Below are 16,390 nucleotides of genomic sequence, written 5' to 3' on the forward strand. Positions count from 1 at the left end.
CGCGCCCACCCCGGGGACGACGACGGCCCGGGCACCTTCCCGAGCAATCCGCACCGGGGCGCCCCGCGGGCACCGGCACCCGGCACTCCCGGATTCCGTATCCTGCTGCACACCCCGGAGATCCCCGGCAACACCGGCAACATCATCCGGCTGGCCGCCATCACCGGTGCCGAACTGCACCTGGTGGAACCCGTCGGCTTCGACTTCTCCGACGCCAAGCTGCGCCGCGCCGGGCTGGACTACCACGACCTCGCCGTCATGACAGTGCACCCGGATCTCCAGACGGCCTTCGAGGCCCTGATGCCGGCCCGGGTGTTCGCGTTCACGGCGAACGGCGAGGAGGTGTTCACGGACATCGACTACGGACCCGGGGACGTGCTGCTGTTCGGCCGGGAGTCCACCGGATTGCCGGACGAGGTCCTGGCCGATCCCCGCATCAGTGCTCGCGTGCGGCTGCCCATGCAGCCCTCGCGTCGGTCCCTCAATCTGGCGAACTCCGCCTCGATCGCCCTCTACGAGGCGTGGCGCCAGCACGGTTTCGCCGGCGGCGGCTGAGTACACCCCCAGGTTCCTTGCCCGCAGCTGATTGCAGTGCGGTCACGGTCCGCGTGGCGGCGGCTCGGAAGGCGGCACTCTTTCTATGCTGGGACCACCATGAATCAGCATGCCTCCGGACTCTCCGATCCCGCCCCGGCCCCGTCGGCGGCCTCGCCGACGGCAGCTGACCTCGGACTGCCCGGGCTCGATGATCTGCTCTCGCTGGCCGGCGAGGGCGACCAGGCCTCGTTCTCCGCGTTCTACGACGCCACGGCACCCTGGGTGTACGGCATGGCCTCCGCGCTCTTCGCCTCCGAGGCGGACGCTGCGGAGGCCACCGTCCTGACGTTCCTCCGCGCCTGGGATGAGGCCCCCCACGAGCAGTTCGACGAGGACTCGGCCACCATACGGCACCGCTCCGTGCTGTGCTGGCTTGAGGTCCTGGCCCACGGCACCATGACGCAGCTGCTCCGCGAGGACTCACTTCCGGGGTATGGGGAGGACCTGCTGCCGGAGGGCGCAGGAGCCTCTGAGGCCGGCCGGCGCGAACCCACCACCGTGCTCAGCATCCTGACCCCGGCCCAGTTCGAGGCCCTGGACCTGGCCTGGGCCGGCGGGCGCACCTACCGCCAGGTGGCCGAGGAACTGGGGGTGGCCGTGCCCACGGTGAAATCTCGCCTGCGGGACGCCGTCCAACGGATCTCCGCGCGCTACCAGGAGAAGTTCCTCGGGCGCTCCGGCAATGAGGACCCCGTGCTGCAGCGGGCCGTCACCCCGGAGATCGCCGCCCGGACGGGCACCACGCGCAACTTCACCCTCAACCTGAGTCAGGACCTGGAGAACGGTCTGGGCAAGGAGTGGGCGGACCTGGTGGCGCTTGACGCCGTCTCCGCCGCGGAACGCGAGGAACTGGACCGCCACCTGAGTCTCGAGGGCCCCGAGTTCACCACCCTGTGGCGCGCCCGGATCGAGGCGGCCCGCCGCACCGTGACCTGGGCCTTCCGCGGGTTGGCGACCGAGCCGCCGTCGGAGCTGCTGGACGAGGTCCTGCACCGGCTGCCGGCCCAGGACGTGGGCATGGGGCTCGTGGACGGGCTGGGCCCGTCTGACGAGCGCGAAGGCGGATCCGCGTCGCGGCGCCCCGTGAAGAAGTGGATGCTGGTGGTGGCCGGACTCCTGGTGCTGGCCCTGGGGCTGTGGACCGTGGTGCGGCTGATCATGGGGCCGAACATCGTGGCCGAGGTCAACCGTGCCGAGGACTCCTTCACCACCCAGCAGGTCTCGCTCACCGAGGGCGGCTCGATGCAGGGCCACGTGTCCAAGGAGTCCGGGATGGCCTACGTGACGTTCGCCGGGCTGCCGGTGCCGGATGAGGGCACCGAGTTCCAACTGTGGCTGTTCCCCACGGACGGCTCGGCCCCGCACAGCCTGGGCGCCCACAGTGCAGAGGACCTCCAGGACCCGGTCACCTTCCGCGGCGTCGAGCGCTTCCGGGACCTCGTGGTCACCCTCGAGCCCGAGGGCGGCTCGGAGACCCCGACGACGGCCGAGCTCGGCAGCGTGGACCTGGTCCACCAGGTCACGCAGGGCCCCATCTACGGGGGCCATCCGAACAACACGCCCAGCCCGTCCTCGGACTAGAAGCCACTGATGGTGGAGGCGTCGTTGACGCTGACCAACTGGAAGGTCTCCACGAACCGCCGCGTCGCATCCGCTGCGCCCGCCTCCGGGCCGTGCGCGCTGACCCAGTCCCGGTGGAGCTGCTCCATGCCGTCCAGGACGAAGCCCTCCATCCTCTGCACGTCCGGATGCTGTGAGGCGTGGAAACGCAGGGCCGCCAGCTTGTCCTGCTCGAACCCGGTCACATCCACCGCCAGGTTGGACCGGTCCGCGGGGTGGCAGTAGACCACGAGCCACTTGAGGTGGAATGCCTCCAGCCCCCGGGCGGCGAGCTCCGGGTAGGCGAAGGGGTTCTCGACCGCCGGGTAACTGGCACGGACCACGGCCTCGCCGGCGGCGAGGTGGTCCGGGTGCGATCGCTGCAGCCGGCTCCAGTCCCGCTCGGGGGACATGGTGAACACCGCGTCCGGCCGGTGACGCCGCATCGCCTCCACCACCTTGGACTGCACTGCGTGGTTGGGCTCGAGGTAGCCGTCCCGCTCCCCCAGATACTCCACGTCCCGCACCCCGAGGTGCGCAGCGGCCTCACGCTGTTCGCGGTGCCGCCGCTCAGTCATGGTGTGCTGGTTCTCGGTCTCGAATCCCCCGGCATCGCCGTCCGTCATGACCACGTAGGTGACCTCCACGCCGGCCCGCGTCAGCCCGGCCACCGTGGCGGCCGCCCCGAAGTCCAGATCGTCCGGATGGGCGCCGAAGGCCAGGACCTTCGTCCATCCGTGGTCGGCGGCGAGCTCAGCGGGGGTCTTCAAGGGCATCATGTCCTCCATGGTGCCTCCTGCGGCTAGCCCTCCTCGGCATCCGCGACGAAGGTGACGTCCGCGGACTGCTCCTGGCCGTCCCGGGTGAAGTGCACGGTGGCCGTGTCCCCCTCCGGGTACTCACGGACCGCCGCGGTCAGGGACTGGCTGTCCGCCACGGTCCGGTCACCGAGCCCGGTGATGACGTCTCCCTCCTGCAGTCCCGCGGTGGCGGCCGGGGAGTCCTCCACGACCTCGACCACGCGGGCGCCGGCGCTGAAACCACCCGAGGCGGCGGCCTGGTCGCGAATGCTGGCGCCCTCGGCCTCTGGCTCGTCCCCGGGCGGAGTGGCCGGCTGCGGCGTGACGGACACCCCGAGGAATCCGTGCGTGGCCTCACCGTTCTCGATGAGGTCCTGGGCCACGCGCTGGGCGTGGTCGATCGGGATGGAGAATCCCACACCGATGTTGCCGGACGTGTCAGTGGATGCGCCGCCCCCAGCGGAGGCGATGGCCACGTTGATGCCGATCAGCCGGCCCTCGGCATCCACGAGGGCACCGCCGGAATTGCCCGGGTTGATGGCCGCATCGGTCTGGATGACGTTGATGTAGATGGAGCCCTGGGACTGTTGCTGCTCCGGGGACGGCAAGCCGGGGATCTCGAACTCAGGGGCGTTCCCTCCCCCGCCCTCGCCACTGTCCTCCGGCACCGCCGAGGAGGCCACGGAGATGGTGCGGTTCAGTTTGGAGACGATCCCGTCCGTCACGGTTCCGGCCAGTCCCAGCGGGGCGCCGATCGCGATGGCGGAATCGCCCACGTTCAACTCTGAGGAGTCCCCGATCTCGATGGGAGTCAGGCCCTCGGCCTCGATCTTCACCACGGCGAGGTCCGACTCCGGGTCCGTGCCCACCACGGTTCCGGCGTGCACCTGCCCGTCGGCCGTCTGGACCGTGACGTCCGCCGAGCCGGACTGGCCGCCCAGGGTCACCACGTGGGTGTTGGTCAGGATGTGCCCCTGGTCATCCAGGATCACTCCGGAACCGGAACCCGAGGACTGGCCGTCCGCGACCGAGAGGGTCACCACGGACGGGGCCGCCTTGGCGGCAGCGGCGGTGACCGCAGTGGCATCCTCGGAGCGGTTGATGTCCAGTCCGTGACCCTGTTCCTGGACGGTGCCGGTGCCGCCACCCGACGCGCCGGTGTCCTCACCGGTGGCCGCGTTGACGCCGGCCGCCACGCCGCCACCGGCCAGGCCCGCAATCAGCATGCCCGCGATCAGCGTGCCGACGCCCACGGAGCGGCGCTTCGTGCCCGTGGCCCCGGTTCTCTCCGGGGCCGGCTGGCCAGCCGATGCAGGGGCTGACACGGGGACGCCCTCGGCGGGAGTGGACGGGGCGCCGGGGGCCGGATCAGACGAGGGGCCAGGGGCGTCGGTGTGCGGCAGGGACCTGGTGTCGTCCCACCGCGGGTAGGGTTCCCGGCTGGCGGAGACGGGCGCGGACGTGGGCGGTGACTCCGGACGCGGGGGGACGGGCCTCGTCCCGCCGTCCGCTCCACCGGCGCCTTCAGTGCCCTCGGTGCTGTCGGTTCCCCCGGTGCCCGGGCGGTCCGCGTCATTCATGGTGGTCATCCTTTCCTGCCAGTCACCGCAGTGGTGGTGGCCCGTTCTGCGCACACCATTCTCCCGCGCATTGCTGTTCGATGGGAGCGCATTGCCTGAATGATCCCTGACAACACCCTCCGTAATTCGCCCGTGGCGCACACCGTCCTGCGTTGTTCATGGCAAACGTCCGGATTCGGCCCATAGACTTCTCATCAGAGCCACCGTCCCACGTGTACCCCCAGAAGGGTGATCCATGAAGTCCCAGGCCCGCGCGGTGCCGACCCGCCGTCTCTCCCCCGCTGTCCTGACCGCCAGCGCGCTGGCGGCCTCCGGGCTGGTCACGCTCTGCGGACTGGCGCTGGCTGACGCGGCACATGCCGAGGCGCCCGTGGACATCCCGCCGCGCACCTTCGTGGTGGATCAGGCCGAGGTGTTGACCTCCGCCGAGGAACAGGAGATCACCCAGGCCATCAACGATCTGCGCACCGAGGAGGGGCAGAACCTCTTCGTGCTGTACGTGGACGAATTCACGGACGAGTCCGGTCAGCCCATGGACCCCAGCGAGTGGGCGCTCGAGGTGACCGAGGCCAACTCCATGGGCTCCACGGACTCCCTCCTGGCCGTGTCCGTGGAGTCAGGCGACTACCGGTATGGCGCCGACCAGGCCAACAGCATCTACCCGCTGCAGGACGAGATCATCCAGGAGTACATCGCCCCCGAACTGCCGTCCGTGGGTGAGGACGACTGGGAGACGGTGGCGTTCTCGGCGGCCAACGGGATTGCTGACGCTGCAGATGGCCGCGTCTCCGGGTCCTCCACGTCAGGAGAGGGCGGCGGCGCCGGAGGATGGATCGCCGGTGGAGTGGCCGTGGCCGCCTTGGCGGGCGGCGGCTACTTCCTCATGCGCCGCAACTCCTCCAAGGCAGAGCGGCAGGGTCAGTCCGCCCGAGGGGCGCAAGGGCCCAAGGACCCGCTGGACGAGATGTCGGTGGAGGACCTCCGCACCAAGGCCGGTTCCATGCTGGTGGGCGCGGATGACGCCATCCGGTCCTCGGAGCAGGAGGTCGGCTTCGCCATGGCGTCCTATGGCGAGGACTCGGTGCGCACCTTCATGAAGGACATCGAGACCGCCAAGGACCACATGCGCGAGTCCTACAAACTGCAGAACCAGTTGGATGACCACATCCCGGACACCGAGGAGCAGCAGCGCGCCTGGCTCAAGGACATCATCGCCCGGTGCAAGGCCGTGAACGAGTCCCTCTCCTCCCACACCCGGGAGTTCGACGACCTCCGCGACCTGGAGAAGAACGCAGGCTCCGCCCTGGAGTCCCTCAACGCCCGTGCGGACGAGGTGGCGAAGACGGTGGCCCAGGCCGAACGGGGTCTCGTGGACCTGCACCACCGGTACGCGGACGTGGCACTGGCAGAGGTCACCGACAACGCCACCCAGGCCAGGGAGCGTCTGGAGTTCGTCCGCTCCGCCGCCCAGAAGGCCGAGGAGTCCCTGAACGCCTCAGACCCATCCACCGCCGTCCTGGCGATCCGGGCCGGCGAGGAGGCCGTGTCCCAGACCTCCACCCTGGTGGAGGCCGTGACCAAGGCCCATGCCCACCTGGAGAGCGCCATGGAGAACCTGAAGACCGGTGTTGACCAGTCCCAGCAGGATCTGGCCCAGGCGCAGGCGCTCGTGGCGGCAGGACAGCACCCAGAGCTCGCGGGGCCCGCAGCCGGCATGGAGCAGACCCTGACCCGGGTGAGGTCAGAGATCGAATCGGGCCGGCCGGCACCCTTCCGGCTGTTGCAATCACTGGAGCAGGCCCACCGCCAGTTGGATGCCCCACTCTCGGGCATCCGGGACCGGCAGGATCAGGAGCGCCGCGCCGCCGCCTCGCTCCAGTCCGCCATCCTGCAGGCCCAGGCGCAGATCGACGGTACCCAGGACTTCATCGCCGCCCGACGCGGCGCCGTGGGCAGCCAGGCCCGCACCAAGCTGGCTGAGGCCGAGCGCACGCTTCAGGAGGCAGCCCGGCTCTCGGGCCAGGACCCGGTGACCGCCCTGAACATGGCCCACCAGTCCAGTTCCCTGGCGGACCGGGCCAGCCAGTTGGCCCAGCAGGACCTCAACCACTGGGGCGGTGGCGGTGGCTATGCCGGCGCCGGTGCCGGATACGGAGGCCGCGGCGGCTACGGCGGGGGTGGTGGCTTCGGAGCCGGTCTGGGCGGGGCCCTTCTCGGTGGCATCCTGATGGGCGGCATCCTCGGCGGAGACGGTGACCACGGCGACTGGGGCGGCGGTGGCTTCGGCGGTTTCGGTGGTGGCGGCGGCCTGGGCGGCGGAGACTTCGGTGGTGGCGGTGGCTTCGGCGACTTCGGGGGCGGTAGTTTCTAGGCAGGATCGATTTTCCGGCACCGCGAGGCGCCGGAGCCCAACGCCCGCCAAGCGGGGCACGGGAGACGGAGCTCCGGAAAACCCGGGGCCCTCACGGAATGAGCGGAAGGCGACAACGTGGTGAAGCAGTCTATTTTCGGCCGTATTGCAACCCTGGCCAAGGCCAACATCAACTCGATGCTGGACAAGGCCGAAGACCCGCAGAAGATGCTGGACCAGATGGTCCGCGACTACACCAACAGCATCTCCGAGGCTGAGGCCGCCGTGGCCCAGACCATCGGTAACCTGCGCATGATCCAGGACGACTACAACGAGGACCTGGACGCCTCCAAGAGCTGGGGCCAGAAGGCTCTGGCCGCCTCGAGCAAGGCGGACCAGTTCCGTACCACCGGGGACACCGCGTCCGCGGACAAGTTCGACAATCTGGCCAAGGTCGCCATCGAGCGTCAGATGGATGCTGAGAAGTCCGCCAAGGCCGCCGAGCCGACCATCGCCTCCCAGACGGAGATCGTGGACAAGCTCAAGGACGGCTTGGACAAGATGAATGACAAGCGCCGCCAGCTCGTCGCCAAACGGGACGAGCTGACCGCCCGCGCCAAGTCCGCCGAGGCCCAGTCCGCGGTGCACGATGCCGTGAAGTCCATCGACATCATGGATCCCTCCTCCGAGGTCAACCGCTTCGAGGAGAAGGTCCGCCGCGAGGAGGCCCGCGTGCGTGGTCAGAACGAGCTGGCAGCATCCTCCCTGGACGCCCAGTTCGAGTCCCTCGAGGACCTGGGCGAGCAGACCGAGGTCGAGGCCCGCCTGGCCGCACTCAAGTCCGGTGGCACCCCCTCCCTCACCGCTGGGGATGCCCCCGCCGGGGAGTCCGAGCTGGACTACAGCGAAGGTGCCACCACCAACAGCTGAGCCCAGCGTCGGGCAATGCTGCGTCCCGGGACGCAACAACGGCCCCTCACCTTCCGTTCCCCCTGCGGTCCTCGCAGGGCTCGCGGAAGGCGGGGGGCCGTCGTCGTCTCCGGATGGGGCCGGACAGCAGAAAACCCCCGAACCAATGGTTCGGGGGTTTTCCCTTTTCGTTGCGGGGGCAAGATTTGAACTTGCGACCTCCGGGTTATGAGCCCGGCGAGCTACCGAACTGCTCCACCCCGCGGCGACTCATATGACTATACGCAGGTCTCGGCGGAACACCAAATCGAGGAGCGAGTGGCGTTCCCCACGTGGCCATCCGGCGGCTACCGGAAGGCCACGTGGGGTTCACCGTGGCCCCGAGGGGCTCAGCCGTCAGTACCCTCGGTCGGCTGGTCCGTCGCCTCGCCGTCGGCTGGCTGCTCGCCGTCGGCCGGCGCCTCGGCATCCGCGCCGCCGGCTTCGCCACGGATGGCGTCGTCGGCCGCGGTCGCACGGGACAGGGCGTCGTTGAGCTGCGACTGGGCCTCGCCGTAGGCGGCCCAGTCACCGGAGGCCATGGCCTCCTCCGAGGCCTGGATGGCGGCGCTGGCGTCCTGCAGGGCCTCGCCGAGCTTCTGCTGCTCGCTCTGCGTCTCGGGGACGTTCGGCTGCGAACCGGGCTCGCCCTCTCCATCACCCTCCGTCGGATCCTGGCCGTCCGCCGTGGAGGCCCCGGAGTCGCCCTCGAACACCTGGTCCAGTGCGTCCTGGAGGGTGTTGGCGAAGCCGACCTCGTCACCGAAGGAGACCAGGACCTTGCGCAGGGTCGGGTAGGAGGTCGGACCCGTCGACTGGATGTAGACGGGCTGGACATACAGGATGCCCTCGGCCACCGGCAGGGTGATGAGGTTGCCGTTGATGACCTCGGAGGCACCCTGACGCAACAGGTTCAGCTCCTGGGAGACCTGCGCGTTGGAGTCGAAGTTCGCCTGGGCCTGGCCCGGCCCCGGGATGGCCGTCTGACGTGGCAGCTCCAACAGCTGCAGATGGCCGTAGTCCTCCGACTTCACCCCGTCCTCCCCCGTGCCCGCATCACCGTTCGCGGAGAGGAACCCGTACAGCACATTGCGCTGCTGGGCACCCTGCGTGAGCTGCGGGATATAGGTGTTGGTCAGGGAGAACGCTGGCTCGTCCTTGCCGGGCATGCGCAGGGACATGTAATAGGGCGGCTGCTTGACCGTGTCATCGTCCTGGGTGGGATCCACCGGCACGGACCAGGCATCGTTGTTCTCGTAGAAGTCGACCGGGTTGGTCACGTGATAGCGACCCAACAGCTCGCGCTGGATCTTGAACATGTCCTCCGGGTAACGGATGTGGTCCATCAGCTCGGCGCTCATCTCCGAGTAGGGCTGCAACGAGGTCGGGTAGACCTTCTGCCAGGCCTTCAGCAGGGGATCCTCGTCATCCCAGGCGTAGAGGGTCACTGTGCCGTCGTAGGCGTCCACGGTGGCCTTGACCGAGTTCCGGATGTAGTTGACCTGGCCGGTCAGGTTGGACGCGGCATCCGTGTTCAGGGCGTCCCGGGTGGCCGAGTCCAACTGCTGACCGGTGGAGTAGGGGAAGGCACTCGAGGTGGTGTACCCCTCGACCACCCACTGCACGCGGTCCCCGACGATCGCCGGATAGGCATTGGAGTCCACGGTCAGGTACGGAGCGACCTTCTGGACGCGCTCCAGCGGATTGCGGTCGTAGAGGATCTGGGATTCCTCGTTGACATCCGAGGACAGCAGGATCTCCGTGGCACCGAACTGGATGGCGTAGATCAGCTGGTTGAAGAAGTTCCCCACTGATGGGCCACCCTCACCGCTGAAGGTATAGGTGGTGTCCTGGTCGCTGGAGGCGTCCTGCGGGCGGTCGCGCTCACGTTCCGGCGCGCCCTCGGGGGCGCCGACGATCGAGTAGCTCGGCGAGTTCATGCCGAAGTAGATGCGCGGCTCATAGGTCTCGTCACTGCCCAACTCACCGGAGGTCGGGATGCCGGAGAGCAGGAAGGACGGGCGCCCGCCCGCGGCCACCTCCGAGGCATCCGCCGCCACCAGGCCGTAGCCGTGGGTGTAGGTGATGTGCTGGTTCACCCATGAGGACGTGGGGTCCACGTTGATGTCACGCACGGAGATGATGGTGTCCTGCGTCTGACCGTCCACCTCGTAGCGGTCCACGTGAAGGGTCTCCGGGAATCCGTAGTACGGCCGGAACTGCTGCAGTTGGCCAAAGGTGCGGGAGAGCAGGTTCGGGTCCATCAGACGGATGTTCTCGGTGTTCGCCGACTCTTCAGCGAGACTACCGGCCTCCGCCGAGGTCTCCCCGGCGTAGTTGGTGGATTCGACGTCCGCCAACCCGTAGGCCTCACGGGTGTGCTCGATGTTGCGATCGATGTAGTCCTGCTCCAGGGTCACCTCGGAAGGCTCGACCTGATACGTCTGGATCAGGAACGGGTAGGCAGCACCGGCCACGATCGCGGCGATCACCAGGCCGGCAACGCCGACCAGGGAGATCCTCCAGCGTCCGGTGATGGCGGTGACGATGAAGAGGATGGCCACCAGGGCGGCTGCCACGGCCAGGATGGCGGAGGTCGGAATCACGGCGTTGACATCCGTGTACATGGCACCGGCCCAGTTGCCGTCCTGGGACTGCAGGGTCCGGTAGCGGTTCAGCCAGTAGTTGCCGGCCTGCAACAGGAGGAACATCGCCACGAAGACACCGAGGTGAACGCGGGCAGCAGGCTCGACGACCAGCCCGCCCTGCTCCTTCACGCGGACACTGCCGTACAGGTAGTGCACCAGCAGGCCCGCGATCCCGGCGATCAGCACCACGGAGATGAGGAAGCCGATCATCAGGCCGAAGAACGGCAGACTGGCCATGTAGAACATGTAGTCCAGCCCGAACTCGGGGTCAGTCTGCCCGTAGGGTTCCTGGTTGAAGAACAGCAGGACGTCCTGCCACGCATTCATGGCCGCGGAACCGGCGAAGAAGCCGATGACTGCCGGGATGCCGATGAACACCAGCCGGCGCATGGGCTCGAGCTGCTTCTGGTACTGCGCGAGGGAGTCCCGTGCCTGGCCCTGCAGGTTCTTGGGACGGGCGCGCCAGGCCAACCACATGGACAACCAGACGGCCACGGCCATCAGGACGCCGGCGATGACGAACAACGCGGCACGGGTCCAGATCTCCGTCCAGAAGACCTCAGAGAACTCGACCTGGTTGAACCAGAGCACGTCCGCGTAGACGCCGGCGAAGAACATGAACACCACCACGAGCACTGCCAGCGCCACGATGGTGAGCACCAGGGCCGAGGGACGCCGGGAGCCGCCTCCACCGGTGGAGGAACCACCACCGGGCCGCGCGGGCTGCCCGGGCCCACTGGGACGGCCGGGCCCACCGGGGCCTCCCTGACCCCCGGGACCACCGCCGAAGGGACCGCCGGAGCCCCCCGCACCGCGGTCATTGCCGCGGCCCTCGTCTGATCCCCCGAAGAGACCACCAAATCCTTGTCCGAAACTCACGTGTCCTTGCCCCTCTGCGCCCTCGCGCCGATTGTGTTCTGCACTGCAATGGCGGCACTGCCTGTCCGCCGAAGTCTGTGGTGGGATCCGCCGTGGCGTTCCCACAGGATGGTGCCCCGGCCGGCGCGGCGCTGGGCCGCCCCCCGGGCGGTTCCGTTCAGCCGCATGTCGGCACCTCCGGAGTCCCGCCGCTGCCCACGGCCTCGACCGCGGAGCGGGCCTGTTCGAGGGTGGCCACGGAGTAGACCGTGATGCCGTCCGGGGCCCGGCCCGCGAGCTCGGCGCAATTGCCCTCCGGGGCCAGGAACGCCTCGGCCCCGCTGTCTGCGGCGCCGGAGACCTTCTGCACGATGCCGCCGATCTCCCCGACTGTTCCGTCCGGGTCGATGGTGCCCGTCCCGGCGATGTGCCGGCCCCCGGCCATGGCGCCCGGGGTCAGTTCGTCGATGATGCCCAGGGCGAACATCATGCCGGCGCTCGGACCACCCACGTTATCCAGGGTGACGGAGACGTCCACGGGGAACTCGAAGTCGGAATCGAGGTAGACACCCATCAGCCACTCCCCCGCGGCGCCCGGGTAGACGGGGACATCGATGCTGGTTCTCTCCCCACCTCGGACGATGCCGAGCTCCACGTCCTCGCCGCCGGAGGCGTTGAGCCGATCCTTGAGCCCCTCGAGCCCGGTCACCTCCACGCCGTCCGCGGTCACCAACTGGTCCTTCGGCTCCAACAGGCCGGCGGCCCGGGACTCCTCGGTGAATCCAGCCACGAACAACGTCTGCAGGTAGTCGGTCCCCAGGTTCTCCAGGGCGGCGGCGATCGCCCAGCTCTGGGAGGTGGTCATGGCCTCCGCGTTCTGCTCGGCGACCTGGTCCGAGGTGGTTCCGGAGGGGTAGACCAACTCCTGCGGGATGACGGCGTCGGCAGGGGCGGCCCAGCTGCGGATCACGTCAAGGAACGTGGTCCAGCCTGTCGGGGCACCCGATACGTACACGGTGGTCAGGTCCAGGTTGCCGTCCGTGGGGTACGTCTCGGCGCCGCTGACGGAGATCACCGGCTCTCCCTCGAATTCGCCGATGGTGTTGAACGTGGGTCCGGGCGACTCGATGATGAAGGGGCTGGGCAGCACCACGGCGGTGAGCGTGAGCAGGCCGGCCACGGCACCCGCCACGGCGGTCACCCGCCGGCGACGACGGCCTCCTCGCTTCCTGCGGCTGATGACGGACAGGTCGGCGGCCGCCCCCACGTGCCCCCTCTGGGAGGTCCAGTCGTTGGCGTCCGGGGTCGCGGAGCCGGGCGCGGCCGACGCCGTCGTCGGCTGGTGTCCGCTCTCTGACACGTCAGGGCACCTGTCTTCACAAGACTGCCCCGGTCCAGCGTCCTGCGGGTCCTGCGGGCAGAGGCGTACGGCCCGACTGACCGGGCCGTTCTGGTCTGCCATCCATTCTACGGGTTCCCGGCCAGGCACCAGACCGGAAAGGTCACACCCGGCACGGAGGCTGTGCGCCCACAGTGAACCGGTTGACCCGCTACGGACACGGACCCGCTGCGCCGATACGCTGGAACGCATGACGAATCCTCCGAACGGCCCCGGTTCCCCCGACGGCGACGACGCGCTGAACGAGATGCTCCGCCGCATGTTCGGCGCGAACGCCCCCGATCCCGAGGAGCTGCGGCGCGCCCTCGGCGGAATGGGTGGTGGCGACGCGGCCGGACCCGGCGGCCTGCCGTTCGACCCCTCGCAGCTGGATCCGGCCATGATGTCCCAGATGATGCAACAGTTCCAGTCCATGATGCAGTCCTCCCCCGAGGACGGCCCCGTGAATTGGACACTCGCCCGGCAGTCCGCCCGGCAGGCCGCAGCCGGCCAGGACCCGACGGTCGGCTCCTTCGCCCGGCGGGAGATCGATGAGGCCCTTCGACTCGCCGAGCTCTGGCTGGACGGCGCCACCGAGATCGAGTCCACCGGCCTGCTCGGCAAGGCCTGGTCCCGCGCCGAATGGGTGGAGGCCTCCATGGACACCTGGCAGCGGCTGACCGAACCCGTGGCGGTCTCCATGTCCGAGGCCATGTCACGGGCCCTGAAGGACCAGCTGCCCGGCCAGATCCCTGAGGAGATGCAGGGCATGCAGGGCATGCTGGAGGGGTTGCAGCCGATGCTGCAGAACATGGGCGGCACCATGTTCGGCCTCCAGCTCGGCCAGGCCGTGGGCGCGCTGGCCCAGGAGGTGCTCTCGGGCACGGACTCCGGCTTCCCGGTGGCCGGCCACCAGTTGGCCATGGTCCCGGTCAATATCGAGGAGTTCGGCGACGGTCTCGAGGTGCCGGACGAGCAGATCCGCATCTACCTGGCGCTGCGCGAGGTGGCTCGCATGCGGCTGTTCGTGCACTCCCCCTGGCTGGAACGGGATCTGTACGCGGCGATCGAGCAGTACGCCGCCGGCGTGCACATCGACATGTCCAAGATCGAGGAGGCGGCTCGGTCCGTCGATCCATCCGACCCCGAGTCCATGCAGGAGGCCTTCGCCGGAGCGTCCTTCATCCCGGAGCCCACGGGCCCCCAGAAGGCGGCCCTGGAGCGGCTCGAACTGACGCTCGCCCTGATCGAGGGATGGGTGGACGTGGTGGTCACCGAAGCGGCCCAGCCCCTCGACGCCGCGAACGCCCTCCGGGAGACCATCAACCGGCGCCGTGCCACCGGCGGCCCTGCTGAGCACGCCTTCGGAACCCTGGTGGGCCTGGACCTGCGGCCGCGCCGACTGCGTGAGGCCGCCGCCCTGTGGGAGCGGATCGGCGAATCCCAGGGCCGGGAGTACCGCGATGCGATCTGGCGCCACCCGGACCTGCAGCCGACGCCCGAGGACCTCGACGATCCGGACGGCTACGTCGGCCGGCGGGAGGCCCGCGAGCAGGAGTCCGCCGGGCTGGACGACGAGCTGCGCAAGCTGCTGGACGGTGGCTTCGACGGCGGCACTGAGGAGAAGTAGAGGGAAGAGGAAGGAAAGAGGACGAGCGGGAGGAGGCAGCCGGGGGCGGTCTCAGCCGACTGATTCATCGGCTGGGCCAACATCCCCGATGCCACCCGCCTCGTCCTCAGGCTCGTCCTCTGGTCCGTCCTCTGATCCAGCGTCCGCACCGACCATCCCCCGGCCCGTCGCGTGGCTCACCCCGTTGAGGAAGGCCATCGCCTCCACCTGCCGCGGATAGCGGTTTGCCATCGTGTGGAAGGCGGCCGAGTGGTCCACGTGCTTCAGGTGCACGAGTTCATGCACGAGCACGCCGTCCACCACCCACCCGGGCATGTCCGCCACCTCGGAGGAGATCCGGATGCGGCCCGTGCTCGGGGTGCAGGACCCCCACCGGCGTTGTTGGCGGGTGGACCACACCACCTCCCGCGGATCCACCTCGCCGCCGAGCCACCTACGGGCCAGTTCGCGGGCGCGTGCCAGCAGCTGCGCGTCTGAACCTGCCCCGCTTGGCCTGCGCGCGGAGACCTTCGTCAGCATCTTGCGCGCCCACTGCCGTTCGGCATCCGGGCCCAGGCCCATCGGCACAGACACCTGGACCATGCCGTCCCGCCACGCGGCGGAGATCGTCCGGGTGCGCCGCGAGGACCGCACGATCCGCACGGTGGTGCCGTCCACCTGGAGGTCCTCCGTCTCCCGAACGGTGCGGGCCGGGGCGCGCCGGCGGCCGGTGCGCGGCGGCCCGCCGGTCCTTGAAGAGGTCATGGTCCCATTCTGCCGCCCGTGTCGACGGGCCGCTGACCGTGTCCCCTCCACTGTGGATACCCCTGCCCCGAGCCACCCCTGACGGCTGAGTCTGTGGATATCCCCTGCACGCCGGGGGCGACGGTGCCACGATGGGACAGCAGGCCGTCACCGCCGAACCGTCAGAGAGGACCCCGATGCGTCTTGACCCCGGGCTCACCGTGTTGAAGATCAGCGAGGACACCGTCCAGATCGGCTCTGGCAGCCGCTCGACGCAGCTCTCCGGATGCTCGCCCGCGGCCCTGGAGTACCTCAGCCTGCTGATCCCCGGCATCCCGGACGGCCACGAACCGGACGCGGCGCGGCGCTGTGAGCTGGACCCGGCCGCCGCACGCACGCTCGAGTCCACCCTCGCGCCCTTCCTGCGCCGGCACGAGTCGACCTGGCCCACGGGGGCAGGACATGCCTCCGACGTGTTGGCCGAGGACCTGGCCCTGTCCCTGGCCCTCGACTCGGGACCGGCGTCCGCACCGGGGGCCTCCCCTGCCGGGGCGACTGACTCCGCAGAGCGGACCGCCCAGGTCTTCGCCTCCCGCCGGGACCTCCAGGTGCAGGTCCTCGGGCTCGGCCGCACCGGAGCCGTGGTCGCCCGCGTGCTGGCCGCATCCGGCGTCGGCCGTCTGGCGCTGTGGGGCGACGGTGAGGTGACCGTGGCGGATCTGGGGACCGGGTTCCTGCCCCCGGACCTGGGCCGCAACCGCTCCATCGCCTTGTCCCGTCGGTTGGACGACGCCGGTCTGGACACCGTGGTCCTGCCCCTCACCTCCCCCACCCGGCCGCGCCCCGGGGGCACGCTCACTGTCTCGGTGACCCGCGGCGTTGCCGATGAGGACTACATCGCCCTGGCCCGTTCCGCCGACCACCCCGTCCTGCCGGTGGTGATGCGGGACGATGACGCGCTCATCGGGCCCTGGCTGATGCCCGGGCTGGGCGGGTGCCCGCTGTGCTGGGAGCTCTCCGCCCGGCAGGCCGACCCCCTCCGGCTTCCGCGCTCCGCCGCGCTGGCCAGACAGGGGGCCGGATGCGAGGACGTGGGCCTGGCGACGGCGGCCGGGGCCCTGGCGGCCCGGCAGGCCGTGCGCTGGGCTGAGACCGGGACGGTGTACGCGGGATCGGTCCTTCAGGTGCACGGCGACGGCAGCCGGGTGGAATCGCTCGCGGTGGCCACCCACCCGGACTGTGGCTGCGGACCGGTCGAGGTCGCGGCCTGAGCCGAGCC

General features: G+C 69.6%; 11 protein-coding genes and 1 tRNA gene. 6 read left to right on the forward strand and 6 right to left on the reverse strand.

The features are described 5' to 3' along the window. Window positions 1-99: 99 nt before the first annotated feature. Together IMT31_RS03250 and IMT31_RS03255 are read left to right on the forward strand one after the other, a co-directional pair. The gene (locus IMT31_RS03250) at window positions 100-555 is read left to right on the forward strand and encodes a tRNA (cytidine(34)-2'-O)-methyltransferase (protein WP_345355724.1); all 456 of its coding nucleotides are present in this window, start codon (window positions 100-102) and stop codon (window positions 553-555) included. Window positions 556-654: 99 nt separating this feature from the next. Further along, window positions 655-2,178 carry an anti-sigma factor domain-containing protein gene (locus IMT31_RS03255; protein ID WP_413543737.1) on the forward strand — a complete coding sequence of 508 codons (1,524 nt, stop codon included), beginning with the start codon at window positions 655-657 and terminating at the stop codon, window positions 2,176-2,178. Here the strand turns inward: IMT31_RS03255 and IMT31_RS03260 are convergent. Beyond that, window positions 2,175-2,975: a PIG-L deacetylase family protein gene (locus tag IMT31_RS03260; RefSeq protein WP_413543738.1), complete on the reverse strand. Its 801-nt coding sequence runs from the start codon at window positions 2,973-2,975 to the stop codon at window positions 2,175-2,177. The genes IMT31_RS03255 and IMT31_RS03260 overlap by 4 nt on opposite strands. A gap of 23 nt (window positions 2,976-2,998) precedes the next feature. Beyond that, window positions 2,999-4,585, reverse strand: coding sequence for a S1C family serine protease (locus tag IMT31_RS03265; protein ID WP_413543739.1), 1,587 nt, complete (start codon window positions 4,583-4,585; stop codon window positions 2,999-3,001). Between the two features lie 226 nt (window positions 4,586-4,811). Between IMT31_RS03265 and IMT31_RS03270 the strand changes: the two genes are divergently transcribed. Beyond that, the gene (locus IMT31_RS03270) at window positions 4,812-6,947 is read left to right on the forward strand and encodes a TPM domain-containing protein (RefSeq protein WP_345355510.1); all 2,136 of its coding nucleotides are present in this window, start codon (window positions 4,812-4,814) and stop codon (window positions 6,945-6,947) included. 117 nt (window positions 6,948-7,064) lie between these two features. Continuing rightward, window positions 7,065-7,856 carry a PspA/IM30 family protein gene (locus IMT31_RS03275; RefSeq protein WP_413543740.1) on the forward strand — a complete coding sequence of 264 codons (792 nt, stop codon included), beginning with the start codon at window positions 7,065-7,067 and terminating at the stop codon, window positions 7,854-7,856. A gap of 170 nt (window positions 7,857-8,026) precedes the next feature. Here IMT31_RS03275 and IMT31_RS03280 read toward each other — a convergent pair. From IMT31_RS03280 to IMT31_RS03290, 3 genes are all read right to left on the reverse strand, one after another. Next, window positions 8,027-8,100 (reverse strand) — tRNA-Met (locus tag IMT31_RS03280). 124 nt (window positions 8,101-8,224) lie between these two features. Beyond that, a complete protein-coding gene (locus IMT31_RS03285) occupies window positions 8,225-11,401 on the reverse strand; it encodes a UPF0182 family protein (protein WP_413543741.1) in 3,177 nt (1,058 codons plus the stop codon). 157 nt (window positions 11,402-11,558) lie between these two features. Next, window positions 11,559-12,740, reverse strand: coding sequence for a PDZ domain-containing protein (locus IMT31_RS03290; protein ID WP_413543742.1), 1,182 nt, complete (start codon window positions 12,738-12,740; stop codon window positions 11,559-11,561). Window positions 12,741-12,969: 229 nt separating this feature from the next. On the opposite strand from IMT31_RS03290, the gene IMT31_RS03295 reads away from it, so the two are divergent. Next, window positions 12,970-14,388, forward strand: coding sequence for a zinc-dependent metalloprotease (locus IMT31_RS03295; protein WP_413543743.1), 1,419 nt, complete (start codon window positions 12,970-12,972; stop codon window positions 14,386-14,388). Between the two features lie 51 nt (window positions 14,389-14,439). Here IMT31_RS03295 and IMT31_RS03300 read toward each other — a convergent pair whose 3' ends face one another. Beyond that, complete coding sequence (locus tag IMT31_RS03300) at window positions 14,440-15,132, reverse strand: M48 family metallopeptidase (RefSeq protein ID WP_345355495.1); 693 nt, start codon at window positions 15,130-15,132, stop codon at window positions 14,440-14,442. 176 nt (window positions 15,133-15,308) lie between these two features. On the opposite strand from IMT31_RS03300, the gene IMT31_RS03305 reads away from it, so the two are divergent. Next, window positions 15,309-16,382, forward strand: a complete 1,074-nt coding sequence (locus tag IMT31_RS03305; RefSeq protein ID WP_413543744.1) for a ThiF family adenylyltransferase — start codon at window positions 15,309-15,311, stop codon at window positions 16,380-16,382. Window positions 16,383-16,390: the final 8 nt, after the last annotated feature.

This window comes from Citricoccus nitrophenolicus (assembly GCF_047305825.1).
Taxonomy (GTDB): Bacteria; Actinomycetota; Actinomycetes; order Actinomycetales; family Micrococcaceae; genus Citricoccus; species Citricoccus nitrophenolicus.

Excerpts from the sequence above, each read along its gene's own strand:
- IMT31_RS03255 (WP_413543737.1), top strand. The coding sequence starts at position 655 with ATGAATCAGCATGCCTCCGGACTCTCCGATCCCGCCCCGGCCCCGTCG.
- IMT31_RS03260 (WP_413543738.1), bottom strand. The coding sequence starts at position 2,975 with ATGATGCCCTTGAAGACCCCCGCTGAGCTCGCCGCCGACCACGGATGG.
- IMT31_RS03265 (WP_413543739.1), bottom strand. The coding sequence starts at position 4,585 with ATGACCACCATGAATGACGCGGACCGCCCGGGCACCGGGGGAACCGAC.
- IMT31_RS03300 (WP_345355495.1), bottom strand. The coding sequence starts at position 15,132 with ATGACCTCTTCAAGGACCGGCGGGCCGCCGCGCACCGGCCGCCGGCGC.
- IMT31_RS03305 (WP_413543744.1), top strand. The coding sequence starts at position 15,309 with ATGCGTCTTGACCCCGGGCTCACCGTGTTGAAGATCAGCGAGGACACC.
- IMT31_RS03295 (WP_413543743.1), top strand. The coding sequence starts at position 12,970 with ATGACGAATCCTCCGAACGGCCCCGGTTCCCCCGACGGCGACGACGCG.
- IMT31_RS03270 (WP_345355510.1), top strand. The coding sequence starts at position 4,812 with ATGAAGTCCCAGGCCCGCGCGGTGCCGACCCGCCGTCTCTCCCCCGCT.